Source organism: Acaryochloris sp. IP29b_bin.137 (assembly GCF_028285745.1).
GTDB lineage: Bacteria > Cyanobacteriota > Cyanobacteriia > Thermosynechococcales > Thermosynechococcaceae > Acaryochloris.
On the sequence record NZ_JANQOP010000011.1, the window covers coordinates 16,232 to 40,657 of the forward strand.

24 protein-coding genes and 1 pseudogene are annotated in these 24,426 nt (G+C 47.2%); 10 read left to right on the forward strand and 15 right to left on the reverse strand.

Going from position 1 to position 24,426, the window contains the following annotated elements; translation table 11 throughout:
* Nucleotide 1: 1 nt before the first annotated feature.
* A complete protein-coding gene (locus Q0991_RS00745; RefSeq protein WP_299484592.1) occupies nucleotides 2-1,456 on the reverse strand; it encodes an efflux RND transporter periplasmic adaptor subunit in 1,455 nt (484 codons plus the stop codon).
* Between the two features lie 260 nt (nucleotides 1,457-1,716).
* Here Q0991_RS00745 and Q0991_RS00750 point away from each other — a divergent pair, with 260 nt between their 5' ends.
* Together Q0991_RS00750 and Q0991_RS00755 are read left to right on the forward strand one after the other, a co-directional pair.
* Nucleotides 1,717-3,222, forward strand: coding sequence for a tetratricopeptide repeat protein (locus tag Q0991_RS00750; protein ID WP_299484594.1), 1,506 nt, complete (start codon nucleotides 1,717-1,719; stop codon nucleotides 3,220-3,222).
* Nucleotides 3,219-4,472, forward strand: coding sequence for an ATP-binding protein (locus Q0991_RS00755; RefSeq protein WP_299484596.1), 1,254 nt, complete (start codon nucleotides 3,219-3,221; stop codon nucleotides 4,470-4,472). The genes Q0991_RS00750 and Q0991_RS00755 overlap by 4 nt, the downstream gene beginning before the upstream one ends.
* 11 nt (nucleotides 4,473-4,483) lie before the next feature.
* Here Q0991_RS00755 and Q0991_RS00760 read toward each other — a convergent pair whose 3' ends face one another.
* Complete coding sequence (locus tag Q0991_RS00760; protein WP_299484597.1) at nucleotides 4,484-6,100, reverse strand: hypothetical protein; 1,617 nt, start codon at nucleotides 6,098-6,100, stop codon at nucleotides 4,484-4,486.
* A 113-nt stretch (nucleotides 6,101-6,213) separates the two neighbouring features.
* Between Q0991_RS00760 and Q0991_RS00765 the strand changes: the two genes are divergently transcribed.
* Complete coding sequence (locus tag Q0991_RS00765) at nucleotides 6,214-7,584, forward strand: O-antigen ligase domain-containing protein (RefSeq protein ID WP_299484599.1); 1,371 nt, start codon at nucleotides 6,214-6,216, stop codon at nucleotides 7,582-7,584.
* Here the strand turns inward: Q0991_RS00765 and Q0991_RS00770 are convergent.
* Both Q0991_RS00770 and Q0991_RS25025 read right to left on the reverse strand, forming a co-directional pair.
* Nucleotides 7,581-7,865 carry a DUF2470 domain-containing protein gene (locus Q0991_RS00770; RefSeq protein ID WP_299484633.1) on the reverse strand — a complete coding sequence of 95 codons (285 nt, stop codon included), beginning with the start codon at nucleotides 7,863-7,865 and terminating at the stop codon, nucleotides 7,581-7,583. The genes Q0991_RS00765 and Q0991_RS00770 overlap by 4 nt on opposite strands.
* A gap of 184 nt (nucleotides 7,866-8,049) precedes the next feature.
* Nucleotides 8,050-8,118, reverse strand: coding sequence for a hypothetical protein (locus Q0991_RS25025; protein ID WP_366524863.1), 69 nt, complete (start codon nucleotides 8,116-8,118; stop codon nucleotides 8,050-8,052).
* Between the two features lie 171 nt (nucleotides 8,119-8,289).
* Here Q0991_RS25025 and Q0991_RS00775 point away from each other — a divergent pair, with 171 nt between their 5' ends.
* Both Q0991_RS00775 and Q0991_RS00780 read left to right on the forward strand, forming a co-directional pair.
* Complete coding sequence (locus Q0991_RS00775) at nucleotides 8,290-8,868, forward strand: hypothetical protein (RefSeq protein ID WP_299484601.1); 579 nt, start codon at nucleotides 8,290-8,292, stop codon at nucleotides 8,866-8,868.
* Nucleotides 8,869-8,937: 69 nt separating this feature from the next.
* Complete coding sequence (locus Q0991_RS00780; RefSeq protein WP_299484603.1) at nucleotides 8,938-10,119, forward strand: GNAT family N-acetyltransferase; 1,182 nt, start codon at nucleotides 8,938-8,940, stop codon at nucleotides 10,117-10,119.
* A 441-nt stretch (nucleotides 10,120-10,560) separates the two neighbouring features.
* Here Q0991_RS00780 and Q0991_RS00785 read toward each other — a convergent pair whose 3' ends face one another.
* Nucleotides 10,561-10,740 (reverse strand): hypothetical protein, encoded by a 180-nt coding sequence (locus Q0991_RS00785; protein WP_299484605.1) that lies wholly within the window; start codon nucleotides 10,738-10,740, stop codon nucleotides 10,561-10,563.
* Here Q0991_RS00785 and Q0991_RS00790 point away from each other — a divergent pair.
* The 3 genes and pseudogenes from Q0991_RS00790 to Q0991_RS00800 all read left to right on the forward strand — a co-directional run.
* A pseudogene (locus Q0991_RS00790) lies at nucleotides 10,736-11,020 on the forward strand (IS1 family transposase); the annotation flags it as partial. The gene Q0991_RS00785 and the pseudogene Q0991_RS00790 sit on opposite strands and share 5 nt — an antisense overlap.
* A gap of 122 nt (nucleotides 11,021-11,142) precedes the next feature.
* Nucleotides 11,143-11,529, forward strand: a complete 387-nt coding sequence (locus tag Q0991_RS00795; RefSeq protein WP_299484607.1) for a DUF423 domain-containing protein — start codon at nucleotides 11,143-11,145, stop codon at nucleotides 11,527-11,529.
* A gap of 14 nt (nucleotides 11,530-11,543) precedes the next feature.
* Entirely contained in the window at nucleotides 11,544-12,134 is a 591-nt protein-coding gene (locus tag Q0991_RS00800) for an NUDIX hydrolase (RefSeq protein ID WP_299484609.1), read from the forward strand.
* 69 nt (nucleotides 12,135-12,203) lie between these two features.
* Here the strand turns inward: Q0991_RS00800 and Q0991_RS00805 are convergent, their stop codons facing one another.
* On the reverse strand, nucleotides 12,204-12,416 hold the full coding sequence (locus Q0991_RS00805; RefSeq protein WP_299484610.1) for a DUF3134 family protein: 213 nt from the start codon (nucleotides 12,414-12,416) through the stop codon (nucleotides 12,204-12,206).
* A 695-nt stretch (nucleotides 12,417-13,111) separates the two neighbouring features.
* Here Q0991_RS00805 and Q0991_RS00810 point away from each other — a divergent pair.
* A complete protein-coding gene (locus tag Q0991_RS00810) occupies nucleotides 13,112-14,773 on the forward strand; it encodes a CFI-box-CTERM domain-containing protein (RefSeq protein WP_299484612.1) in 1,662 nt (553 codons plus the stop codon).
* A gap of 148 nt (nucleotides 14,774-14,921) precedes the next feature.
* Here the strand turns inward: Q0991_RS00810 and Q0991_RS00815 are convergent, their stop codons facing one another.
* The 9 genes from Q0991_RS00815 to Q0991_RS00855 form a co-directional block, all read right to left on the reverse strand.
* Nucleotides 14,922-16,889 (reverse strand): nucleoside-diphosphate sugar epimerase/dehydratase, encoded by a 1,968-nt coding sequence (locus Q0991_RS00815; RefSeq protein ID WP_299484614.1) that lies wholly within the window; start codon nucleotides 16,887-16,889, stop codon nucleotides 14,922-14,924.
* Between the two features lie 987 nt (nucleotides 16,890-17,876).
* Nucleotides 17,877-18,017 carry a hypothetical protein gene (locus tag Q0991_RS00820; RefSeq protein ID WP_299484616.1) on the reverse strand — a complete coding sequence of 47 codons (141 nt, stop codon included), beginning with the start codon at nucleotides 18,015-18,017 and terminating at the stop codon, nucleotides 17,877-17,879.
* Nucleotides 18,018-18,257: 240 nt separating this feature from the next.
* Nucleotides 18,258-18,947: a DUF2301 domain-containing membrane protein gene (locus Q0991_RS00825; protein ID WP_299484618.1), complete on the reverse strand. Its 690-nt coding sequence runs from the start codon at nucleotides 18,945-18,947 to the stop codon at nucleotides 18,258-18,260.
* 87 nt (nucleotides 18,948-19,034) lie between these two features.
* Nucleotides 19,035-19,871, reverse strand: coding sequence for an SAM-dependent chlorinase/fluorinase (locus Q0991_RS00830; protein WP_299484620.1), 837 nt, complete (start codon nucleotides 19,869-19,871; stop codon nucleotides 19,035-19,037).
* 141 nt (nucleotides 19,872-20,012) lie between these two features.
* Complete coding sequence (gene rpmA, locus Q0991_RS00835; RefSeq protein WP_299484622.1) at nucleotides 20,013-20,267, reverse strand: 50S ribosomal protein L27; 255 nt, start codon at nucleotides 20,265-20,267, stop codon at nucleotides 20,013-20,015.
* Between the two features lie 68 nt (nucleotides 20,268-20,335).
* Entirely contained in the window at nucleotides 20,336-20,767 is a 432-nt protein-coding gene (gene rplU, locus Q0991_RS00840) for a 50S ribosomal protein L21 (RefSeq protein WP_299484624.1), read from the reverse strand.
* A gap of 169 nt (nucleotides 20,768-20,936) precedes the next feature.
* Nucleotides 20,937-21,359 (reverse strand): ribosome silencing factor, encoded by a 423-nt coding sequence (rsfS, locus tag Q0991_RS00845; protein ID WP_299484626.1) that lies wholly within the window; start codon nucleotides 21,357-21,359, stop codon nucleotides 20,937-20,939.
* 81 nt (nucleotides 21,360-21,440) lie between these two features.
* Nucleotides 21,441-22,052, reverse strand: coding sequence for a bis(5'-nucleosyl)-tetraphosphatase (symmetrical) YqeK (gene yqeK, locus Q0991_RS00850; RefSeq protein ID WP_366524862.1), 612 nt, complete (start codon nucleotides 22,050-22,052; stop codon nucleotides 21,441-21,443).
* Nucleotides 22,053-22,280: 228 nt separating this feature from the next.
* Nucleotides 22,281-23,111, reverse strand: coding sequence for a COP23 domain-containing protein (locus tag Q0991_RS00855; protein ID WP_299484629.1), 831 nt, complete (start codon nucleotides 23,109-23,111; stop codon nucleotides 22,281-22,283).
* Between the two features lie 263 nt (nucleotides 23,112-23,374).
* On the opposite strand from Q0991_RS00855, the gene crtR reads away from it, so the two are divergent.
* Complete coding sequence (crtR, locus tag Q0991_RS00860) at nucleotides 23,375-24,325, forward strand: beta-carotene hydroxylase (protein WP_299484631.1); 951 nt, start codon at nucleotides 23,375-23,377, stop codon at nucleotides 24,323-24,325.
* The last annotated feature ends 101 nt before the right edge of the window (nucleotides 24,326-24,426 follow it).

The window sequence follows — 24,426 nt, forward strand, 5'->3', positions numbered from 1 at the left end:
GTTACTCTTCCCCTTGCAGCTCTTTGGGTTCTTGGCCTTCAGGGAATTTCTCAAAAACTCTTTGGCCGGGCGTTACACCATCCAGAATCTGAGTTTGATTTTTGATAGAAGACCCAGTTGTGACGGGTTGAAACTTAGGCTTGCCTTCATCATCAGGAATATAAACCCCTTTTTGGCCTTTTAGGGTTGAGATTAGCCCTGTTGGCAACACCATGCTGTCTGCAACGGTATCCCCTAAGAAGGTGAGGTCTGTATTCATCCCCGAACGCAGTTTGTCTTGTCCAGAGGTAATCTTCACCCTGACCTGGAAAGACGTCACGTTTTGCTCTTCAATCGCTTCTGGAGACACTAGCCGCACTTGTCCCTTAAACACTTGATCCGGGAACGCATCCGCGCGAATTTCAACGGCCTGTCCTGGTCGAACCTGACCAATATCAATTTCAGGAACAGTCGCTAAGACTTCTAGCTTTTGAGCTAAAGCCACAATAGAGGTCGACGTCGCCGACGTTGTACTAGAAGCTGACGTTGTCGGTGTGACAAAGGCCCCTTCAGTGGCAAATTTTTGGGTAATGATACCCGCAAAGGGAGCGCGGATAATCGTATCGGAGACTTGCGTCATAACAACACGCTGACGACCTTGGGCTTCAGCCACTGCTGCTTTTGCCTGCAGAATCGCTTCTGGGCGACTCCCTTTCTTCATCAATTCGTAGGCTTGTCGGGCTTCGGCTACGTCGGCTTTGGCCCTTAAGACTTCGGCAGGTTGAGAACCCCGCCGCAAAATTTGGAGGCGTCTTTGCACTTCCACTAAATTGGCTCGGGCCGTATCTGCTTCAGCTTGCGCTTCATCTCTGCGATCGCGCGTTTCTGCCCCGGCTTTATAAAGCTGTTCAAAACTATTGAGACGAGTCAAGGCCAATTTTAAGCGGGCTTTTGCCGATTCGACTTGGCTTTGCACTTGGGCAATGGTTTCTAGCTGGTTACCGCCTGCAATGCGAGCAAGTTCAGCCTCCGCCCGTAACAATCGAGCCCTAGCTTGCTGGATTTCCTCAGCCCGGTTGCCCGCCTGCAACTCCGATAGCCGAGCTTTGGCCTGAGCGACAGCGGCATTTGCTTGGATCAATTGACCTTCTAAGTCACGGGTATCCATGCGGGCAATCACCTGCCCTTTTTCCACCTCATCCCCTTGCTCTACCAGCAGTTTGGCTAAGACACCTGCTTGTTTAGGGCTTAAGTTAACGCTTTTGGCAGGGGTAATCGTGCCGCTGGCAGTAATCCTGAGGGTAATATCTTTGGACTCCACCTTGACGGTCAAGTCTTCTAAGGTTGGTTTATCTGAAGCCTGACTTACCCAAGATCGGGCTCCCACTGCCCCGATCAGGACAACGGCACTTACAAGGCCAATTACCCATACCTTAGGTTTCTTGACCTTGCCAACGACAGGAAGATTAATGTACACGACTGCTTAATATTTCGTAATCTTTTCTTATTCTAGCGAGGATCTCGCTCGCTTGTCGCCTCGGCTCTACCATTCAGCCTTTAGATATAGAGACGACTGGTCCTATAAGAAGGGTTCCCCACCCCAATTCACCCACTTCAATCGAAAGCGAATTCCTAACCTCAAGCGCTTGCCAGAACGCACAATCGAGGGATTACGATCATAGATAAATGCTTCTTTTTACAAACGTAAACGATTGCTAGCTGCGTGAGGGGCTAACGATGGCGTTACATTCCCAAAAATCAGATCAAGATGGACCCGAACCCCTGGAGCAGCAATCGCAGCAATTTCTGCAAGCAGCACTGCAGCATCTTGCAGATCATTCAGGAGATAGAGACGCTTTCTTTGCCTTTCTCACCGAACGGCAAGAAGAGCTAAACGAAACGCTTCTCCAAGTCCTCGAAAATAAGCTTTCACCCAATCCTCAGTCCATTCACCAGTCAACTTCTGAGAACGCCTGGGGATTTTGGCACTTCGGCTATTGGCTCGAACGATTTCCCCTAGGAATACGCTGGATCAATTTGGAATTAGCAATTGCAGCCTATCAAATTGCCCTACAGTCCTATTCCCAGCAACAGTCTCCTCAAAATTGGGCTGCATTACAAAATAACTTGGCTATTGCTTACAGAAATCGCATCCGGGGTGATCGCGCCGATAATCTGGAACTTGCCATCCAAACCTACCAGCTTGCTTTGCAGGTCCGTACCCGAGAAGCCTTCCCTCAAGACTGGGCAATGACCCAAATGAATCTGGCTGGTGCCTACTACGATCGCATCCGGGGGAATCGCGCCGAAAATCTGGAACTCGCCATCCAAACCTACCAGCTTGCTTTGCAGGTCCATACCCGAGAAGCCTTCCCTCAAAAATGGGCAATGACCCAAATGAATCTGGCTGGTGCCTACTACGATCGCATCCGGGGCGATCGCGCCGAAAATCTGGAACTCGCCATCCAAACCTACCAGCTTGCTTTGCAGGTCCGTACCCGAGAAGCCTTCCCTCAAAAATGGGCAATGACCCAAGGCAATCTAGCAAGGGCATTTTACGACCGTTCTCGCTTAAATCACGATCCAAAAGATCTAGATCAAGCGATTTCTCTTGTACAAACTGCCTTAGAGGTCGCCACACCAGGCAGCTATTACTTTATCAGTCACCAATATTTTCTCGGCAATGCCCTAGCCCATCGTTATGAGGAGCGCCAAATCCCAAACGACCTTGAGCAAGCTATCCAGGCCTATCGTATCGCCTATCAATTTCTTAGCCCCCAACATTACGACCGACACGATTTCTGGCAAGCCATTCCCCAAACCCAAGCAATTTTGGGCAACCGCCTAGTCAAGGATGGACGTTGGCAGGAAGGACTCCAACTCCTGCTTAATAGCCTCGAACAGCTGAGCCAAGAAGGCGACCCGCAAGCCCATGCTCATGCCCTCCTACAAACGGGGCAAGCCTATGAGCTACTGACAGATTGGGACAATGCCCGTCTCTACTATCGAGATGCCCTCCGTCTATTTGAGCATCTCAAAGACCCACCCGGCATAGCCAAAAGTCGCGCAGGCTTAGGCGGTGTGTTGGTGTCTCAGGGACATTTAGAAAAAGGAATGATGGAACTATCAGCGGCTCGGGACATTTACAATCAGCTCAATCAAACGGATGACGTAACAGCAGTAGATCAGGTCTACCAAGCAGCCCAACGTGTCCTCCAGCAGCAAAGCGAGGTCCTTTTATGACCAGTGCCGACGAACTATTTCAACAGGCAGCCAATAACTACCAGCGTCTAGGAATCGAGCATAGCCCCTTTACTGAAAGTCCAACGGGGCTACAAAGCCAAACCTTGCAACAGGTTTTTACCGGACGGACAAATGAACTTAAACAAGTCTTTAACCAATTCCAAAGTCGCGAGCGTCGTCGCATTTTGGTATTTGGTCGAATCGGCATTGGCAAAAGTGCTTTTTTACTGGAAGTATTGGGCACCTTACAGCGGCAATTACCGGAAATGCTGAGCACCTATATTTCCCTGCCCGCCGATCTCGACCTCGCCACCACCGCTCTAATTGCCCTGGCCCGAGCCATGCCGGATGATGACTGGGCACAGCAACAGCTTTATCAGATGGGCATTCCTACTGCCAAAACCTTAAAAGAGCGGAGTGCTGAAGTAAGTGGTAGCCTAGGCATTGGCGGCAAACTCAGCGAAAAAGATCTGCCCATTATCAAACCCCAATATCCCACCGTCAGCTTGGAAACCTTGCTTGAACGCGCTCAACAGCACTATCCTCGCGGCGTCCTGATTGCCATTGATGACTTAGACAAGCAAAATCCTCGCCGCGTCCGAGATTTAATGCATGATGCCCAAGGTATGCTGAAAGGCCCCGCCTGGTTTATGCTTACTGGCCATCCCTACGGTATGACGGGCGATCTACTCACCAGTGAACGCGGTCTATTCGACCTGCAGATAGAGCTGCAAGAATTGGACCATCCCACCACCTACCAAATGTTGATCAACTACCTCAACAGCGTTCGCATCGGTACAAAATATGATGATGTCGCCGATCCCCGCTCCGTATTACCCTTTAGCCCAGAAGCAGCCCAGAAATTTTGCCAAGCCTCCCTCGGCAAACCCCGGCTATTCAATCGATTGGGCAATATCGTCTTATCAACAGCAGCTAATCTCGAAGCTCAGCAAATTGATCTAGACATACTCGACGCTGGGCTGAAAGAAGCCAGACCCGCTTTGCTCCAGCAAGCCGCCCTCAGTGCCCAAGAAGAGCGCGTCAGAATGCTACTTGAACAACGAGGCAGCTTAGGGGATGACACCATCTCTCTAGAAGATTTACAGCAACTAGGTTTCCGCAGCTACAGCGAGATCTTCCCGATTCTGGAGCGATTGGAAGCCGCAGACCTCGCCCATCAATTGCCCCAAGCAGACGCAACAGTTTTCGAATCCATCCCCCTTCCCCCCGCAGAAGACCCACCTCAATAGAGATGCAGACTCTAACGTGCTTTATCTCCCACCTTGATAAAGTCCAGTAATGCCCGGTATTTAGGTGCGGTTTCCAAAGGTTGATCTTGATATTCCAACGCCCCCCAACTACCAAAACGGGTATAGGGCGAAACATCGACAAAATGACATAATAATCCCCCACCTGCCTCCTTCCATTGATTGAGATATTGCTGATACAGCGATGCCATGCGCGGATGACGATTAAGGGACGTAAAAAGCTGAGTGATCTTTTCTTCATGCTCCTGATCAAAGGCCGCACTGGTTAAATGCTGTCCTCCCTCATAGGCAATTAAATCCAAGCCAAACTCATCTCGAATGCGGGTATAGTTCTCCCGAATAAACGGCCCATAGGATTTAATTTCCGCCTCCATCTTTTGCCAAATTTCGGCTTCAGAGCTCTTAAGCAACCGGGGTAAGTTCTCCAAATAATCCCATTCCCCACTGAAGTAGGGGGCAATGGCATAGACATCTGCTGATTTGTAAGCATCCTTCCAAGTCAACACCTGCTCCGCAGTCCAGGGGTTGACATACTGAGACGCCAATACCCTGACGATGTGATCTCGACCGCCAAACACGGATTCCCAAATGTTGAAAATCTCAACCGATCGCTGAGCGTAATAACGCAGGCTCGCTTGATAGGGATCATCCGACAGCCCCGATGCTAACCCTTGGGCCTTAGCATATTGATGTTGGCTAAAATCAGGCGCCCCATTCCATACCTCATTGGAGTACTCCACATAGACTTTCAGGCCAGGATCCAAGCGATCGCGAACCATCGTGGCAAACCGACGAACATAATCATCCGAGGCCTTATGGGGCAGCGTAAACCAAGGATTAGCTTGCAGCGTGTTCGCCAGCTCTATCAAGTACTCTAGCGCCACCCCCTTATTGGCAGCTTGGGTCGCATCGGTCACCTGCGGGCGATCGCCCCATTCTTGAAGGTCAGAGCCATTGGTTTCCATCCAATTCATAAAGCGTAGGGTCTTAAAGGGCCGCAAACGCTCCAAAAACAGAGGATGAAACAGTTGTTGCGAATCGGCATTCTCCAGTCCCGGCAGGATTAAGCGAAGATTACGAATCGGATTTTGGGGATTGGTCTGACTAATTTTCAACCAAATTCCGGTATCCATCGGCGTTATGTCCAGCAGCATCCGTCCGGGCTGCTGATTCACAATCTGGGCACTGTCAAAGGTAAAGCTGATCTCCCCCTCTCCCTCATAGAGGAGGGTATATCGGCCCGCAGGATAATGACCTCGACCGTTATCGAACATAATCGTCTCTGCAAACTGCCCCGGTTCAAGGGCCGCGATCCATCCTTCCGGCGTCAGCTTCAGGGGGCCACCCTCGCCAAACGCAGCCCCTGCGCGCCCTGAGATCCACGGGCGGGACAGCTTCATGGCATCGACAAAAGGCCATTGAGAGGTATAGCTCACCACCTGGCCCAAGTTCATACCAAGTTGTGGATAAAGAGGCGCTTGGGTAGCCTGGGTAGGAGGGGTCGGAGACTGATTAAATCCGACAATGCACAACCCCAGCATCGAGATAAATAGCACGATCAGGATCCCTTCACGGAAATATCGAAATGGGTGGCGTCGTCTGGAACTCATCTCAATCCAACTCCCTCAACCTTGCCCTTTACTTCAGAATGACCATCAGCCGATTTGCAGCATCCCTCTCTAGCTTAGTGACTCTACCCACCCTCAGCCCCCATCCTTAGCCTATGAACCTTCTTGTGTTACTTGTGATGCTTGGCTGGATTCCGTTTGTTCTCTATCTATTCAAGCAGCTCCCCGTCCAGCGGGCCTTAGTCCTCAGCTTTATTGGCGCTTGGCTTTTCCTACCTCAAGTCAGTTTTCCCCTGCCGGGATTACCTGATTTAACTAAGATGGCGGCAACCTGCTATGGCATCGTCCTAGCCACCTTTATTTTCGATGCCAAGCGGTTTCGGCGATTCCAATGGAGCTGGATTGATCTGCCGATGGTGATCTGGTGTCTCTGTCCGCTGGCATCGTCTTTAACCAATGGCCTAGGGCTCTACGATGGCCTCGCTCAAGCCCTCAACCAAACCGTCACTTGGGGATTTCCCTATTTTTTAGGGCGACTGTATCTGGGGAATCTCGGGGGGCTTAAGCAGCTCGCTATTGGCATGATCATCGGCGGCATTCTCTACGTTCCCTTATGCTTGCTGGAAGTCCGATTAAGTCCACAACTTCACCGCTGGATTTATGGCTACCATGCCCATTCCTTTGAGCAAACGATGCGCCTCGGAGGGTTTAGACCCACAGTGTTTATGGAGCATGGGTTGATGGTTGGGGTTTGGATGATGAGCGCGACGTTAATGGCCATTTGGCTCTGGCGAGCCGGGACCCTCACCCAACTCTGGAATATCTCGATGATCTGGTGGATCCTGGCACTGGGAGTCACTTTTATCCTCGTCAAGTCCACGGGAGCTTATGCTCTGTTACTGATCAGCTTGGTTTTGCTGTTTGCCGTTTCGTGGATGCGTTCCAGCCTTGCGATTTGGCTGATTGCGGTCTTGATGGCGGGATATCTAACCGTAAGTTCGACCGGGTTACTCACCCCCACCTATACTCGCCCGTTAATCGCCACCGCTAGTCAAATCACGGGTCCTGAACGAGCAGCATCTTTGAGTTTCCGATTGCAAAATGAACGACTGCTCTCTGCCAAAGCCCGAGTCAGGCCAGTTTTCGGCTGGGGAGGCTGGGGCAGAGCCCGAGTCTATGACCAACAAGGTCGAGATATCTCTGTGACAGACAGCCTGTGGATCATCGCCTTTGGCAATCATGGATTAGTAGGGTTAATCAGTTTAATGACCACCCTTGTCCTGCCCATTCTTATTTTGGTCAGACGGATTCCGGTTGGGAATTGGACCCATCCAGCCGCAGCCCCCGTAGCCGCCTTATCAGTCGCTGTGATTATCTATGGGCTGGACTGCCTCGTGAACGCCATGGTCAATCCAGTCTTTGCCCTGGCAGCGGGAGGACTGTCGGGGTTAGCGGTCAAAAAGGTGAACGTCCCTCGTTTAGTCCGTCCCAAGCGAAAACGGCCTCGGCAAATCCCCAAAACCTAAGCCATTTGGGTTCGGGCTGTTTTCACCATTGCGATCATCGTTTGATGGGCATCTTCAGAATCTTGGAGGATGTGGTCAAAAGCAATGCGAACGGTGGTCTTTCCACTTTCAGCGTCCACAGATAAGTCCATACCTTCTGGATCAACTTTGACGAGCTGGGCGGCTTCTGCCTCGGCGACTTTGCCATAGGCTTTGGCATAGAGGAGGACTGCATCCGCATGGTCTTCATTCATATGTTTGCAGATGCGATCGCTAATTTCAGGTGTAATGGTATCAGCCATAAATTTATCTTTTCGGTATTGGGTTGCCAGGAGCCAAACTGTTGGAGTCAGCACAGGGATAATCTTTCTGAATAATTCTTCAGAAATTACTGTGAGCTTGAGCTTCTACTATTTAGTTTAGGATCAGTTGCGGTGGGCTGGTTCCAAAGAGAATTTGAAGATACGGGTAGGGTCAATGCGGCCCTCACCACCGATCAGGTTGATTGTCCTGCAACCAGTCCTCAAGATCGGCAGGTTCAGTAAAATCAAGCAAGACCTCACCGAGAGTACCTAATCATCAGTCCGCGATGGTGCAGGACGGTATGATAAGCCTCCTTGCAGACTGTTTATTTTGATTACACCCTAGAATTGATTGGCGGTTCGAATGGTTGGTTAGCGCTTAAGCTAGTGAGGGCAAAACTAGTGAAGTGTTAGAGGAGAGGCAATGTCTTACTTGAAGATCAAATGTAGGATTGCTGGTTATATGGGTGCGATCGCAACCGCCTTAGCCCTATTCGCAGCGCCCCTATCCGCCAACGAACTCACCCAGGTATTAGCGGATACCCCGATGAAGTTACAGCTCAAGACCCTCAACAATAGCTGGCAACGGTTGAGTTTGAATCAAGACACGCTAGGACCCGCCATGCTGTTTGGGATATCTGGTTTGTTCCAATCCGCCTTGAGAACCAATATCTACTACACCCAAGGCCAAACGATCACGCTAGGGAAACAGAAGTACCTGGTGGTATATCGCCCGGAAGGCAGCAGCTTAACGCTGACAGAACTGATTAAAAGCGGTCGCAATACCTCTCCAGACGCTCTGATCAAAGCCCTCACTCCTGATACTGGGTTGGTTTTGTCTTTGATCAACCTTGCTAAGATTGACAGCCTTCAGGATATTCAACCCTTTGACCTCCAACAAGAAATTAGGGAATCGAAGCAAGCCATGCCCCAGGATTCAGGTGCCACCGAGAAATCTAACGCCTCTCCCCAACCCGTTGATCCTGTACGTCAGTCAAAGTAATCGACGACTAGAGACCATACCCTAATTGAGCGGTTTCTATTACCTTAGAAACAGTTCATTTTTTCGGCTATGGTAACCCAACCCCAACCTCGCTACTCCGTTCAGTGGTTTGAGCAGATTGGACAGATTCCGCAGCAGGCTTGGGATGATTTGGCGGTCCCCCTAAAAACGCCTTTTTTAGAGTGGCACTGGCTGAATAATTTAGAGACGTCGGGAAGTGCGATCGCACGCAAGGGGTGGTTACCGCAACACCTAACCATTTGGCGGGATCAAACCCTAGTAGCTGCCGCTCCGCTCTATGTCAAAGGTCATAGCTATGGCGAGTTTGTGTTTGATCACCAGTGGGCGGATGTGGCCTACCGCATGGGAATTGAGTATTATCCCAAGCTCTTGGGGATGACGCCCTTTACCCCTGCGGAGGGTTATCGATTTTTAATTGCCCCCGATGAAGATGAGGATATGCTGACGGGGTTGATGGTCCAGGTCATCGATGGCTTTTGTGCTCAGAATAACTTATCAGGTTGCCACTTCCTGTTTGTTGATCCAGATTGGCAGCCCGTGATTGAACAGCACGGTTTTAAGGGCTGGCTGCATCACAGCTATATCTGGCAGAACGAAGGTTTTTCAACGTTTGATCATTATCTGGAGGCGTTTAACGCCAATCAACGTCGCAATATCAAGCGGGAACGGAAGAGTGTTACCAAAGCGGGTCTAGAACTCCACACGTATCAAGGGGAAGAGATTCCTGACTTCCTCTATGGTCGAATGCATCATTATTACCAGGATACTTGCGACAAGTTTATGTGGGGTAGCAAGTATCTGACCCGGCGTTTTTTTCTAGATCTGCAATCGACCTATGCTCATCGAGTGATGTTTGTGGCCGCCTATCCAGCGGGGAATACGCAACAACCGGTCGGCATGTCTTTTTGCCTACGAAAAGGTGAGCAACTCTATGGCCGCTATTGGGGCAGCGATCAGGAGTTCGACTGTTTACATTTTGAGGCTTGCTATTATTCACCCATTGAATGGGCAGTGGCTCAAGGGATTCAGCGGTTTGATCCTGGGGCAGGGGGGCGACATAAGAAGAGACGGGGGTTTCGAGCAACGCCAAACTACAGTTTGCACCGATTTTATGCCCCTCGCCTTCAGCAAATTTTTCATCACTATATTGATGAAATCAATGAGGATGAGCAGCGGGAGATCGATGGTATCAATCAAGCATTGCCGTTCAAGAAAAACACTAAATCCTGATGGAAGCCTGGATTATTCATGAGCCCTTTGAGTTTTTCCGCAACATTCGGAAGCGTGGTAAAGGGCTAATTTCAGCTCTTTTAAAGTGTCTTCTCAAGTAGCTCCCTGGAATCCATAAAAAGCGTAATCGAAAACATGGATTTACCAATATGACTCAGGCGAAGCGACGCCGTGAAGAACCGCTAGCGGTTCTGATAGATGTTTTGAGAATGAAATAGTCCTGGTCGGGAAGACCAGTAAGTTCTGTCCGTCTAACTGTTTTTTTGAGTATTGAAACTTAAGAAATTAGGGGAGGGAACAATGGTCTCCTAATCAAACCACAGTGCAAGTGAGGATTTTAATTTAGAGCATCTGCTCCCTCAATTTTCATCATACCCAAATATTCACTGATTAATATCAATCTATTTTTTTTGCAAAAAAGCGCGCTCAGAATCGTAAGCGCTACGCAGCCTGAATAACGCTGTGCCATTGCAATTGCTTGAGTATCCCTTGCTGCGTATCTACCCAGCCCTTTTGCTTTTGCTCATCCTCAAAGGCCTGTCTCGCCACATTCCACAGGTATTCACTGAAATGGAAGAAATCGAGAATTTGAATCGCGTTAGGAAATAAGAGGGCTGCCATTAGCTCCAAGCGCGAAGTCCATGTCCATCATAATGAAACCCTCAATAGTTCTTTGAGACGACGGGCTAATGCCTATCGAAAACACCGGAACCACTATGCAAAAAAGGCTGAGGGACTACTAGGAGCATTGAATGCGCAGCGGTTAATCCACAATTGGTGTCGTACTCATTGGGGCTACAAATACAAGCGCACCCCAGTAATGGTAATGGGATTTATCCAAAGACCTAGTGAGATCGTCAAGGTGTTGACCACCAAAGGATTAGAATATGGCACTCCTTAGCTGAATAGTGTCTTTGGTGGTATGAGTGGATGGGGATAAGCGTGTACCTTAGCAGCTCCAAAAATGAATTCAAACAACGCCGTGATCCATAATGTTAGTCTGATTAGGAAAAACAGGACGTCATGGCGAAACTATTCCTATTGGCGGGCTCAATGTTTGGGGGGCTTTCTGTGGCAGCCGGAGCCTTTGCCTCCCACGCCCTCAAAGCACAACTGAGTGAGAGATCGCAACACATTTTCGAGACCGGTACCAAATATCAGATGTACCATGCCCTGGCTCTGATCTTAGTCTCCCTAATTTCAAGCCATACAGAAGGAGGAGAAGGGTTACTCACTCTCGCTGGCTATGCTTTTATCGCAGGCATTGTTTTATTTTCTGGCAGCCTGTATGGATTGAGCCTATTTGGAATAAAGTGGTTTGGCCCGATTACACCCTTGGGTGGCGTCGCCTTTTTAGTGGGGTGGGGATGCATTGCGATCTCAGCCTTGAGATCCACTCCGATGAGCTGATCGAGGAGATTTCAGTGCCCTTCGAGAAACCGAACCCTGCCGATCTCTGTTCTGAAGTGCCCCATTATCGTGAACCGGATCGGGCCTATCAGGTAGAGAGTGATGCCAGATTACCAACAGAGATTTTCAGTCAAGCCTTGGATCATCTGGTGATTGCCTGTGTCGATCTCGTCTTTACCCATCAACAACAGGTGCTGCTAGCAAAGCGCTGTACTTACCCCCAAAAATCTTGGTGGGTGATTGGGGGCCGGATGATTGCTGGAGAATCTCCCCTACAATCTGCCCAACGCAAAGCCACGGAAGAAGCAGGACTTGCGATCGCAAAAGATCGCTTTCACTACCTAGGGGTCTATTCCACCTGTTTCGCCTATCGACAGCAATCGCCTCAAGACCGAGGTTTGCATAGCTTAAATATTACTTTTGAAGTGACGTTGACCCCAGCAGAAAAACAACAGATTCAACTAGACCCAAAGGAGTATAGCGAGTGGCAATGGCGCTCCCATACCAAAGCCAGGTCGCAACTCGATTCTACTCATGGGATGGATCAAGCTTTATTGCACCTTATAGATCGAGTCAATTCAGCTTATTCTGGTCACTCCACCTAGACAAACGGGTGTATCAGTATCTGCACAAAATAAGGGTGAACTTGAGCGCGCTACTAAACGCCAAAAAGCTTAGGCAGCCATTGGTTCATAGTTCTCTTCACTACTATTGGAATATTCTGATAGCAGCTCATCATCATCTGTAGACCAATCGAAATCGGAGTCCTCATGCTGACGGAAACGACCATTTTCCTCTAACCAGTCATACAGAGATGTATGCTTACGAGGAGCGATCACGGGGCTAACCTGAGAACGGTTTTCTTCTGTCAATGAGGGATTATACATGGGTGCGTTCCGAACAAAATGTGCTTGTATACACAAATTTGCCCCATCTAAAAGCCTTATGCTTCGGTATTTATAACGATTTTATCCAGAGAAAAAAACTTTTTTCTCCTGGAATTTACTAAGTGGAGCCGACTGAAAACGCTGTCTTTCCCAGGATCAATTTGCCATGAATCCACACATTTTATGATGATTCAGGGTGTAGCCATCCTTCGTTTTTAACAGGCTAAATCTGTAAGCCATTACAAACGTGATTCAGATCACACACACTCCATTTTAGGGCAGCCATATTAGAGGAGACTTAGTGCTATCTGAGTCGTCATTGGGGAACACACATACGTCCGGCAGGTTGGTTCAGCTTGTCGGTGTTTTTTTTGAGCACATCATGATTCCTCTGGTGTGTCATCGCTTATTGGTGCAGAAAAGCCCTAAATTTTATGCCTTACTGAGGACCTTAGCAAAGGACTCCCGCACCATGCTTATGAAATGTTGGCTTTAGCCTCGGTCAGGGCTGATAGCAGTGTCCGAAGAAGGCGACTCCAAAGAATAAATCGATCCAATGAGTGAAACTGATACAAAAGTGAGGCAATTTGTGGCTGAAACCCCTATAGGCTGGAAGTAGCCCTCTCAACAAGGCTTTGTGAGTAATTTGTTGAGCCTGGGTGAATATTGACTCGCTATGCTGGGAGCTGTTGTTGATGCGTACTTACGACCGTAAGAAAAAAGACTCCTCCCCCGTCCCAACGGATCAAACAAAAGCATTGAGAACTACTCAATCTCTTGGGATACAGCCACCAACAATACAAGCTCAGTCAAATGCGGAGGGGTTAGCAGAATGGAAGATTCAACAGCAGAAGTGGGCACGGTTGGGGACACCTTGGATGAACAAAGTTCCCAATCCATCAGGAGAGTTAGTGCAACCTTGGATTCAGCGGCAGTCAACCCTTTTTCGACCCGGAGAATATCAACTAAAAAATAACGGAGAGCAGGATTTCATAATCCCTGAATTATCTGATGGTGATGGGGTGATACGCGGCAAATTTATTGAGAACGCGGACAGGCCCAAAGAAATCGAAAAGTTGCAAGATACCTACCCCAATATCAAGGAAGGGACATATCTACGAAGTGATCTTGATAATCCAGAGAAATCTGAAATAGTGTCGAAGTCAAGAGTAACAGAAAAAGGTGAAGCTTTTTGGAATAAGTATTTAGGGCCAACAACATTTTCAGGTATTATTGGCCCAATTCTTGATAGCAACTTAACTAAAATAGAATCAGAAACTCCAATTAGTGTCGACATTATAGAAGAGAGCGATAATTCAGATATCGGAATCTCACTCAGGCTAAAAATAGATGTTAATTTCGAATCCAAAGACAGAAAGTTTTCAATTAATAAAGTTTTTAGAGAGGTTAATAGTCAACTAGAGGCATATATTGAAACGATTGAAGCTTACGGTGGAGACAAAGGAGGTCGAGAAGTCTTTAGTGAGGCACTCATCCCCTTATTCAAGGATAATAAAGTCAAGACAGTAAAACTGAAGGCATCTGCAATAGGTGGACGCCAAGATGGAATATTTGTCTGGGCTAGATATGGGTTTATCCCTATTCAGAAAGACTGGGATACCAAGAGAAAAAAGGGGTATCAATTATTACTAGAAGACTATCAGGATGAAGATTGGGTAGAAGAGGCAAAATCAATACTCTGCGATTCTTCACCGAGAGCGATCAGAAATCTTATTCTTATTTCGTGGGTAAAGAAAGGCAATGCAACGAAATTCTTAAATGCATTTCTAACCTTAGGCGGGAGTTGGGATGGAGAGCTAGATCTTGAAAATCCAAAGGATTTAGCTTGGATAGAGAGATATGCTGGTCGAGATAAAAAGTCTTTCAATGACCTTAAAGAGGAAATTAATGTTGGTGAAATTCCAAAAGAAATTGATGATAGTCTTGCGGAAGAAGGCTGTAAATTCAAATGCTATATCACGACCGCATGTGTAAGAGCTAGAGATTTAGATGATGATTGTGAAGAACTAATGGTTTTAAGAAGCTTTCGCGATAGTTTTATATTAATGAAACGCAACGGAAAAGAATTAGTTGATTACTATTATCGCTACTCTCCTTTGATTGTTCGCAGAATAGATGAGTCCGAGGATTCCGAACTAATTTATCGAGAACTTTATGTCATTATTCGTAAGTGCGTTCAAGCCATTCAGTCTGGAGAGAATGAGTATGCTTTTCAAAAATATTGTGAGATGGTAGTTCATCTTAAAGAACAATTCTTACCCAAGCTATCTATACCTAGTCTAGGGCTATTTCATTCAAAAATGAGCGATGATATGCTGGTTGCTCATTTCTCATGACATATGCCATCACTCGCGATCATGGATGCTTCTAGAATGAAATAGCTCTGTAATAAACTAGGTGAATCAGACACAGTAAGAAGCTCTATGAAATCTTAAGGCAAATATAATCACTGACAAAAAATCTAACTCTTCTATGCTGAATTTTTTATTGAGTATTGGTTTGTTTGTAACGATAGGAGATGATGTCTTCGGCTTGGTATCCAGGCACTAACTTTTGGAGTAAGAAGCGAATTTCTATTGAATCATTGATAGATGCAGACTGCAATAAATCAGTGACATTTTGCAGGAGTTGACCTGGGATATTCTTGCTGGCATTTTTGACAATGAGCAACTTTTCATGTTCTGTTTTTTGGTACTCTTCATTAGGTAAGAATAACTCTTCAAATAACTTCTCACCCGGGCGTAAACCTGTATAAGAAATTTCGATATCTTTGCCGACCTGATAGCCCGATAGACAAATCAAGTCTTTTGCTAAATCGACGATCTTCACAGGTTCGCCCATATTCAACATCAAAATCTCTCCCCCAGGGCTAATCACAACCGCTTGCAGGACCAATTGCACTGCTTCGGGGATAGTCATGAAATATCTACATATGTCGGGATGTGTAACCGTTACAGGTCCACCAACCGCTATCTGCTGCTTAAACGTGGGAATCACGCTGCCTCGACTCCCCAGAACATTACCAAATCGAACGACAACGAAGGGAATGCCGCTCGTTTGGGCTGCCTTTAAAACAATCATCTCAGCAACCCGCTTACTGGCCCCCATGATGCTCGTGGGGTTAACGGCCTTGTCCGTCGAGATCATCACAAAATGCTTAACTCGAAACTCAACGGCCAAATCCGTGAGTGATTTTGTGCCTAGAACATTATTGGTGATAGCTTCTGGTGCATTATTTTCCATCAAGGGCACATGTTTGTGAGCCGCCGCATGGAACACGACCTCAGGTTGGTATTGTTCAAAAACAAATCGTAAACGAGAAGGATGCCGGAGATCAGCAATAAAGGAGGTGAGTTTGGGATAGGGTTGGCCAGAACCATTGTGACCATACTTGTTCTTTTGCGCTAACCGAACCTGCATCAGTTCCTGTTGAATTTGAAATACAGAATTCTCTCCATGGCCCAAAAGAATGAGCTCAGAAGGAGAACATCGAAAGATTTGTCGACAGAGTTCACTCCCAATTGATCCGCCTGCCCCCGTTACTAAGACGCGCTTACCTCTTAAAAGCAGGCGTACTCCTTCAATATCTGTTTGAATCGGTTCTCGACGGAGTAGGTCTTCAATTTGAACCTCTCTGATACTGTTCTGTAGTTTTTGAGGCCCTACCAAAACATCTTGCAATGCAGGCAACGTTAAAGTCTCAACACCTGTCATTTGGCACAAAGCTACGATATCTCTTAAGCTTCTGCCAGACAGAGATGGCATGGCAATAATCACTGTTTGAATATGCCAAGATTGGATCACATCAGGAATGACATTCCTACTTCCCACGACTGGCAAACCCCTTATTCTTAAGTTGAGTTTGTCAGGATTATCATCTACAAACGCGACAGGTATTAAACCAATATGAGGGCTACGTTCTAACTCTTGGACGAGAGAGACACCCGCATTGCCAGCCCCCACGATCAGTGCCCTTTTTCTTAAGTCTCTGCGGGCAGAAAATTCACTTTGACGCTTTTTCCTCTCTAAGGCACGAATGCTAAACCTGATGCTGCCAATTACCAATAGGGTCAACAGACCATCAAGGAACGGTAAAGAGCGAGGCAAAGACAAAACAGATAGTGATTTGAGTACGGCAAAAGATAATATTTGCAGAATAACAGCTGAGCCGGTCAGAACTGCGATATTGCTGAGTTCATCGATACTGGCGTAACGCCAATAATGTTTGTACAACCCCCCCGACAAGAAAACGGTTAGCTTAATCATCATAAAAAGAACGGTGGCCAGCATCAGATCTGATTGATAGCGCTCAAAAGTGAGAACAAACCCGAGCGCGCTGTCCAAGCGCAAACTTAGGGCAAAGAGAGGGATAAATGCGAAGGCAAAGACATCAATAAGAAAAAAGTGACGATTTCTGAGATGCAGGCAGTAATTTCCTAACCTATCGATCATTTAGATAAACCTTAGAAGGGAAAGTCTAGGTGTTGCCTCAGTAGACTCAATATAAGGGCAATGAGTTTCTTTTGTGGGTGCTTACAACTGAATGGAGCGAAATATATCTTGATAATCAAAAAGCATTTTAATGAGATTGCATATGCCTTAGCTCGCGTTTTTCTCAGAGTAGCTTTGAGCGGTGACTGGACATCAAAGCTGTTGAGAAACAGGTGTAGAACTAAGCGGTCATCAGAAAATACCTAACCTTTTAGGATAGGTACAATCAGTAATTTTGATTAATATATGGCTACTATACCTGTATGAGTAGACCTTAGGAGATATATGGGAGAGCAGTTTAGATTCGAGTGTCCTCTACGCAGAATGGTGAAGATGAAAGCACCAGTCGGGAGAAGCAGAGCTATTCCATTCCTAAAATAGCCTACAACCATATCTAAACCTTCTTCAAGAGCACAACAGAGTGATGATTTGAAGGTTTACAATGCTTTTGAAAATAGATTTGTTTGGTACCATCTACAGCTTCAAATATCTATCTGATAGATGATCGTTCTCACGTTTCCTTATAGGTTTATTTTTAGAAAGTATGCTAATCGTGAATTTTAGGGTTTCTCCAATATAGACAGTCTCTTCCTTAAATCTAGCCTGGTGTGCACTATAGCAGCGAGTTACAGAGTGCTTGCTTGTATTTAGCCAGGCAAATAGACGGGTATCAAACGGTGCTCTGTTCAATGGCAAGCCCCGTCCAAACGCACAATGCAAAATTAGGACTTACGTGAACATAATCAGCGCAAGCTTGCTTAATCTCTACGAGAGCTTTCAAACTGAGTGGACGAAGGAGCTTTAGAGGCACTCGGCAGCTTACAGACCTAATATCCTTGCTTACAAATTGACCATGCTGGTCAAAAAGACAAGGAAATACCATAAGCTGCCATAGAGCGGCTATTTGACACTACCTATCGCAAAACCCAGCTTTAACCTGCAGAATTTCTACTCAGTAGCAGGGGATTCTGCAGGGGACTCTGCGGGAGATTCTTCGGGACTCGGGGATTCAGACGCACCATCTTGGCAAGCACCCAAAAGAGTGGAAAAACCCAAGAGAATGGCTAAAGCAGTCAATTTAATTTTCATTGTTTCTTAACTCCTCACGGTGGATTGGATGTAATATAGGCAATCTACTTGTATCAAGACTACTTTGAATTTGCAACTGTTGCAGATCAAGGTATGTTTTCGATACAAGCAGATACTTAACACACGCTATAGGATAGCGATGGATATTGATTGTCCAGGTTTCTTTAGAATCTGTCAATCTTTCTTTATGATTTACCCGATGAGTCGACCCACGATCTGGGTAAGGTGTCCCTTGCCAGGTTAGCAAGTTTGATCTTCTTCGAAGTCTGTAGACTGGGGTTGACGGCGTTGATGTTGGAGATATTCGAAGACACTTTTATCGCCAATATCTGGTGGAATGGGTTTAGTAATTTTTCGAATTGCAAAAATCAGAAACAAACTCGCCCAAGCAGCCAATAGTCCTTGTTCAACACCAACAGGAAGCCAGCTCAATAAATGTCCAATCAGCAGCACTGGTACGACACCAGTGAGAAGTTTGGTCTCGGCATGATTAAAGCAAAAAGCTTCCTTAAAATAAATGCCGGTTAGGGCAACAAAAAGCCAGCCCATACCCAATAGATGGCGGGGTTGATGATAAACAGTAGCTAGCAACGGTTCGGTCTGAGTTATGCCGATATAGGCAGTAAACAGTGAGCCTATAGCCCATGAATATTGCAACAGGCGATGTAAGCCCCGCATATAAATGTGAATCGTCGCTAAGCTAATACCGATGGCTAAGATAAAGCAAAGGAGCAGACCCGTCAGCAAGGTGAGGATATAAGGCTGAGGGCCAACGATCAAGACTAAGCTGGACCCCATTGCGAAAGCTATGGCAGCAACCAGCATTGAGCCTCTATAGATGGACACTTCAAGACGGTCAGTCTGGGTAATTGTAAATTCATCGAAGTGCCCTTGGTATGTCTCTGAGGTTGCTTCTAGGAAGGTGAACATATCTCAAATCTCACATGACTTGATTCAGATAACAGCTATGCCATTACATGGCTTGGGGAACCATTTTAATGGCCGATGATATCCATATTAATCAATGGATTGACCATGGAGTTGAAGCTCTACCCTATCTCCAATATTCATATTTAAAGCTTGATGAGCATTGCCATTGGGGAGGGCTATTTCTAGCCAACCATGACTGCCCACGAGAGCTTGAACATCTGGGTTTTCTTCAGATGAGTGGTAGGCCGTCGAGCTGTGGATAGGATGTTGGTCAACGACTAGATGCCATGAGTGGTTTTGAACCCTAATAGCAGGGATGTTCGTGATCAAGTTGCCAAAATAGTCAATGGCTTGAATTTTACCGACGCCGCCTTGTTGGGTCGGTTGCCAAAAATCAATATCAGGGAGTGTGATTAAGATAGAGCTGGGTAAAATTGTTCCAAGGTTTTGAAGTGGGATACCCTTCGCTAAATAAGCTGCAACTGGGGCAAATATATCTCTGCCATGAAAAGTGTTGCTAGGGCGATCGAGAGACCAGTATTGGCTATTGGTCAATTCAACCGTGAGGATGGCCTCTTCTTTCATCAAAATATGACTAAATAGGCCGTTATTGGGGCCTACCAGTGTACAGGATTGGGTTTGAACCGCTACAGCTTGCCTGTCACTCCCCACCCCTGGATCTACGACGCCGACATGAATCGTGTTTTGGGGAAAATGAGCATAGGCATTCCCCAACTGGAAACTGCCCATGGCAATATTTTGTGGAGAGATTTGGTGGGTTAAATCAATAACAGGCGCCCCAGGACAAATGCTTGTTATGACTCCTTTCATGACGCCAACATAGACATCGGCTAGACCAAAATCAGTGAGTAAGGTAATCACAGGGGGCTTTGAAGGCGCTTGTGAACGAGGTAAAGCGGCCATAGTTTCATCGCAGAGGGAATTGACCCTGAGTCGATTTTAGTAAGGCAAAGGAGCTGTGAAGTATGAAACCACAGCTCCTGGAAGCCTTCAATATTTGTTGGAATCGAAATTTGGATTGGAACCGAAATTGGCCGTTATGCTCTAAGCGGGATAGACGCTCACTTTCTTGCGAGATTTTCCTTTCCGCTCAAACGTGACAATACCGTCAATGGTCGCAAACAAGGTGTCATCGTTTCCTCGGCCCACATTGGTCCCAGGATGAAATTTTGTTCCTCGTTGACGCACAATAATGTTGCCTGCTCGAACGACTTCACCGCCATATCTTTTGACACCGAGGCGCTGTGCATTGGAGTCGCGGCCATTACGGGTGCTTCCTGTTCCTTTCTTGTGAGCCATGGTTTCCTCTTCGATAATTTAATGATTTAGGGGGAGTTGCTAAGTGTCATGCCGCTGGTTTAGCTAATTTAATCGGCAACCACTTCAGCTTCAACTGCTACAGCTGCGTCTTCAGGGTCGGGTTTAGGTTTAGATTTGGTTGACTTGGCGGTCTTTTTAGCCTTGGCTTCGCCAATGGCTTTGCCGTCTAGGTGAATCGCATCTACCATTAATCGAGTTAATTCTTGACGATGCCCCCGCTTTTTGCGAGTCTTTTTCTTCGGTTGCATTTTGTAAACGATGATCTTGCGATCGCGGCGATGCTGCATAACGGTTACTTCGACCGTAGCCCCTTTCACCCAGGGCTGACCGATCGTCACCTCTTTGCCATCATGAACCAGTAGCACTTGATCCAACGAGAGTGTCGTATCTGCATCGTTGGGCAGACGATCTACATCATAAAATCGACCGGGTTCAACCCTTAGCTGCTTGCCACCCGTTTCGATAATTGCAAAAGTCATGTATTTGAGCCTCAATAAGCCGTACAGGTATCTGATACTCGCTCCATGCTGAAGCATCAGCGTTTAGGGCATGAACCTGATCCGAGCTGAACAAAAGTATGCCAAATATCTAGTATTCAAAATTTTAGGGTAGATTGTCAACTGCTGATGGCACAGACACCCCAAGGACTCAAGCCTCGTTCGGGGATTGAAACGGCAAAGGCAGATGCTCTGCATGTCCCCAGAAAGCTTCTAAATCATAGTATTCCCGCTGCTCTGGCATCAGCACATGGGCGATCACATCACCATAATCGAGCAGGACCCATGTCCCTTCTGCTTTCCCTTCTTGGCGAATCGGGTGCCTCTGGCAGGTATCTTCAGCAGCTTTTTCCATGGACTCGATAATCGCTCTCACCTGGGTCCGAGAAAAGCCAGTGACGATCACAAAGTAATCGGCAATAAAAGAGACATCTGCGACCTGTAACACCAGAATATCGCCCCCTTTACGGTCATCAGCCACTTCCGCTAAGCATAATGCTAGGGTTTGGGCTAGGTCTTGAGCGGTGGTTGAGGAATTATTCAGTATTGATTGTCCAGAAGGATAAGAAACCAAAAGTCTTGAATGAATAGAGCTATCTCCTCCACCTTAACCTAGGAAATTTGGCTTGGATGTCAAGATTGCTGAACTTCAGTGTTACGTGTCTTGATGATTGATTTTTAACCATGCCCAGTTGCGAGTGAACACCATGCGAGGATGTATCAGTCGATGGGTTTTCACCAAGTGCTTCAAGGTCAGATCACACACCAATGCGACAGCACGATGAAGATTTTGGTAACTCATCTCGCGGGCTGCTTGCACTTTGGGGTGATCGCCTCGCCCCGGTTCTAAACTATCGGCCAGAAAGACCACACAGCTTAAAGGGCTCATCTCGGGCTGCCCCAGAGTATGGTGACTAATCGCATCCAAAATCTCAGAATCTGTAATACCAAAGGTGTCTTGGGCCACCAACGCACTGACTGAGGCATGCAAGAGGTGAGGATTGGCTTCATCAATGGGATCAATGGGAAGATCGTGCTCTTGCGCCAATCTCAGGAGTTGTTCTGGGGAAAAGTATTTGGCAAGATCATGCATCAGGCCCGCCTTGGCAGCCTGTTCCTGATCCAGCTGATGCCGTTGGGCCAAGTCTTCAGCCATGGCTTCGACCCTGAGGATATGTTGAATACGAATCTTTGGGACATGGTCGCTAAGCCATGCGAGAACGCGGGCTCTATCCCAGAAGTCAGGATCAGATTTTACGGACATCATGATTTTGAATTTATCGCTCAAACAAGATAGATTCTGCCCTGAGGCCAATGGAGCGGTTCCAGCTAGGAGCAGTTTAAGCTAAACCCACCCACCCTCAAGTCGTCGCTGGATAGGCCGGAACGCAGAAAGCCTTGGTAGCATCGCCAAGGCTTTTCAATCCATCATAAAGGTATGGTTAAAAACGGTTGATGGTGTAGGCATTTCCCATCCAAAGCCGTTTGTTACAGACTAGCGGAATTGATCAGGCTGCAGTCTGAGTCCTTTGCTGCTGTTTCTCGTTCGATTCTGTTGCTTCGTAATCGGCACGCCCTTGCGGAGGGCTCTTCCTGTTCCGCCATCAGCGGGGTCCAAATGGGGCCTTAGATTCATGCCAGCTCGAAGTTGTGTGCCCTGAAAAGAACGATTCCGTTTGCCAAAGAGAGAGCGACCAATATTGACAATTTGGCCCAGGGAATCATTACCGCCATTGCCGACGAAAGTATTGACCCCCTGAGTAGTTTGACCACTGTTCGCAACCGTTAGATTGTCAAAGACCGCATTGCGAGTTGTAGTGGGATCTTGCCCAGGAGGAACGGTGAAAACGATTCGACACCGTTGATCGGCTTCAGATGTGGCACAAACTGTGTTGTAGCCATTCTCAGTTCCAGTTTGCAGCTCTAACAAACCATCAGGGCGGTATTCTTCTAAGCGTCGGGCAATTTCTTGACACCGAAGTTCAGGGGTCCAACCTCCTCCCATCTCTGAAGGGACTGCCCATGCAAAAGCTTCGTTAGGCCGACTTTTCGGGTTGTACATAACGGTATATTCACCGCCTGTATATTGGCAGAAAAAACGGGTGCTGGAGGTGATGTCGGGATCATCCGGGGTGCGCACATCTGCGTCAGGATCATCGGGATCAATCCGTTCACCGGTGTCTGGATCAACTTCAGGAATGTCGTCGACGGAACTGTCTTGAGCCAGACTGGGGGTTAACCCTGTACTCAAGAGTGCGATCGCAATTCCCAAACTAGATGATGTCGCGATGCGAATTGCGCGTTGATTAACCCTCAAAGTCGCCATAGGAGTGTACCTCAAAATTCCTTAAATCAAGGACATCCAGACCGTCTGGAGCCCAAAAACAGTAATGTGGGTAATCTAAATCAAATAGGATGACAACAATGATTCAAATTTTTGATGTAGAAAACTGATATATCCCGTTATGACCATTGGACAGTGACAATGTTCCAACCGTCTGCCAGGAATGTCACAAAACTTTATTAATTATTGTAATTGTCGTATACTTCCTAGATGATGATCCCACCGGAGCTAAGGAAAGCCTCTACATGACAGCAAAGGTACAGCCCAAGACGGTTCCATTCCACTTTCTCGGCCCGCCTGGGGCATTTAATCCGACCCTGCTGCTTTTCTTCGGTGGACTGACCCTGCTTCTGGGATCGACCTATGCTCACTACAGGTGGCCCATACCAGGTTGGTGTTCATTTATCGCGAATACCTTGGCGCTTCACTTTGCAGGCACTGTGATTCATGATGCTTGTCATCAGGTCGCCCACCGCAATCGTGTGGTGAATGCTGCGCTAGGGCATGGCAGTGCGCTGATGTTGGGATTTGCCTTTCCTGTTTTTACGCGGGTCCATCTACAGCATCATGCTGCTGTGAATGACCCTGATAATGATCCCGACCACTATGTATCGACAGGTGGGCCATTGTGGTTGATCGCACCTCGGTTCTTTTACCATGAAGTTTTCTTCTTCAGACGGCGGCTATGGCGCAAATTTGAGTTGCTGGAATGGTTTTTAAGTCGCGTATATCTCGTGACCCTAATCGGGTGTGCGTGTAAATTTGGTTTTATCCACTACGTGCTCAATTTTTGGTTTGTCCCAGCCTTAATTGTAGGCACAACCTTAGGGTTCTTTTTTGACTATTTCCCCCATCGTCCATTTCATGAGCGGAACCGCTGGCGCAATGCCCGAGTTTATGCCAATCCTGTCTTAAATGTGCTGATTCTGGGGCAAAACTACCATTTAATTCATCATTTATGGCCTTCCATCCCTTGGTATAAATGTGAACCGGCCTACCATGCCGTGAAGCCGCTGCTGGATCAGAAAAACTGCCATCAGAGGATTGGCATTTTCCAACGGAAGGGCTTCCTGGGATTTGTTTACGACTTTTTCCTAGGCGTTCGCTTTGAACATACGGTCTCAACAGAGATACTGGAAGAAATGATTGGTATTCGGGAGCCAGAGCCAGAACCCCAGCTCGTTGAGTCTGCTTGACTGAATCTCGTTCTAACGGATTCTGGGGTCTATTAGAATTCAAGCCTATTGAGGGTTTTGAGAATCTACATCTCCTTTCACTGTAGAGTCATTGGGCACTC

Bases quoted from the DNA above. Each gene is read 5' to 3' on its own strand.
- crtR (WP_299484631.1), top strand. From the start codon at position 23,375: ATGACAGCAAAGGTACAGCCCAAGACGGTTCCATTCCACTTTCTCGGC.
- Q0991_RS00815 (WP_299484614.1), bottom strand. From the start codon at position 16,889: ATGATCGATAGGTTAGGAAATTACTGCCTGCATCTCAGAAATCGTCAC.
- yqeK (WP_366524862.1), bottom strand. From the start codon at position 22,052: ATGATGTCCGTAAAATCTGATCCTGACTTCTGGGATAGAGCCCGCGTT.
- Q0991_RS00830 (WP_299484620.1), bottom strand. From the start codon at position 19,871: ATGGCCGCTTTACCTCGTTCACAAGCGCCTTCAAAGCCCCCTGTGATT.
- Q0991_RS00825 (WP_299484618.1), bottom strand. From the start codon at position 18,947: ATGTTCACCTTCCTAGAAGCAACCTCAGAGACATACCAAGGGCACTTC.
- Q0991_RS00820 (WP_299484616.1), bottom strand. From the start codon at position 18,017: ATGAAAATTAAATTGACTGCTTTAGCCATTCTCTTGGGTTTTTCCACT.
- rpmA (WP_299484622.1), bottom strand. From the start codon at position 20,267: ATGGCTCACAAGAAAGGAACAGGAAGCACCCGTAATGGCCGCGACTCC.
- Q0991_RS00770 (WP_299484633.1), bottom strand. From the start codon at position 7,865: ATGGCTGATACCATTACACCTGAAATTAGCGATCGCATCTGCAAACAT.
- rplU (WP_299484624.1), bottom strand. From the start codon at position 20,767: ATGACTTTTGCAATTATCGAAACGGGTGGCAAGCAGCTAAGGGTTGAA.
- Q0991_RS00785 (WP_299484605.1), bottom strand. From the start codon at position 10,740: ATGGCAGCCCTCTTATTTCCTAACGCGATTCAAATTCTCGATTTCTTC.
- Q0991_RS00765 (WP_299484599.1), top strand. From the start codon at position 6,214: ATGAACCTTCTTGTGTTACTTGTGATGCTTGGCTGGATTCCGTTTGTT.
- Q0991_RS00775 (WP_299484601.1), top strand. From the start codon at position 8,290: ATGTCTTACTTGAAGATCAAATGTAGGATTGCTGGTTATATGGGTGCG.
- Q0991_RS00755 (WP_299484596.1), top strand. From the start codon at position 3,219: ATGACCAGTGCCGACGAACTATTTCAACAGGCAGCCAATAACTACCAG.
- Q0991_RS00795 (WP_299484607.1), top strand. From the start codon at position 11,143: ATGGCGAAACTATTCCTATTGGCGGGCTCAATGTTTGGGGGGCTTTCT.
- Q0991_RS00760 (WP_299484597.1), bottom strand. From the start codon at position 6,100: ATGAGTTCCAGACGACGCCACCCATTTCGATATTTCCGTGAAGGGATC.
- Q0991_RS00780 (WP_299484603.1), top strand. From the start codon at position 8,938: ATGGTAACCCAACCCCAACCTCGCTACTCCGTTCAGTGGTTTGAGCAG.
- Q0991_RS00750 (WP_299484594.1), top strand. From the start codon at position 1,717: ATGGCGTTACATTCCCAAAAATCAGATCAAGATGGACCCGAACCCCTG.
- Q0991_RS00805 (WP_299484610.1), bottom strand. From the start codon at position 12,416: ATGTATAATCCCTCATTGACAGAAGAAAACCGTTCTCAGGTTAGCCCC.
- Q0991_RS00810 (WP_299484612.1), top strand. From the start codon at position 13,112: ATGCGTACTTACGACCGTAAGAAAAAAGACTCCTCCCCCGTCCCAACG.
- Q0991_RS00855 (WP_299484629.1), bottom strand. From the start codon at position 23,111: ATGGCGACTTTGAGGGTTAATCAACGCGCAATTCGCATCGCGACATCA.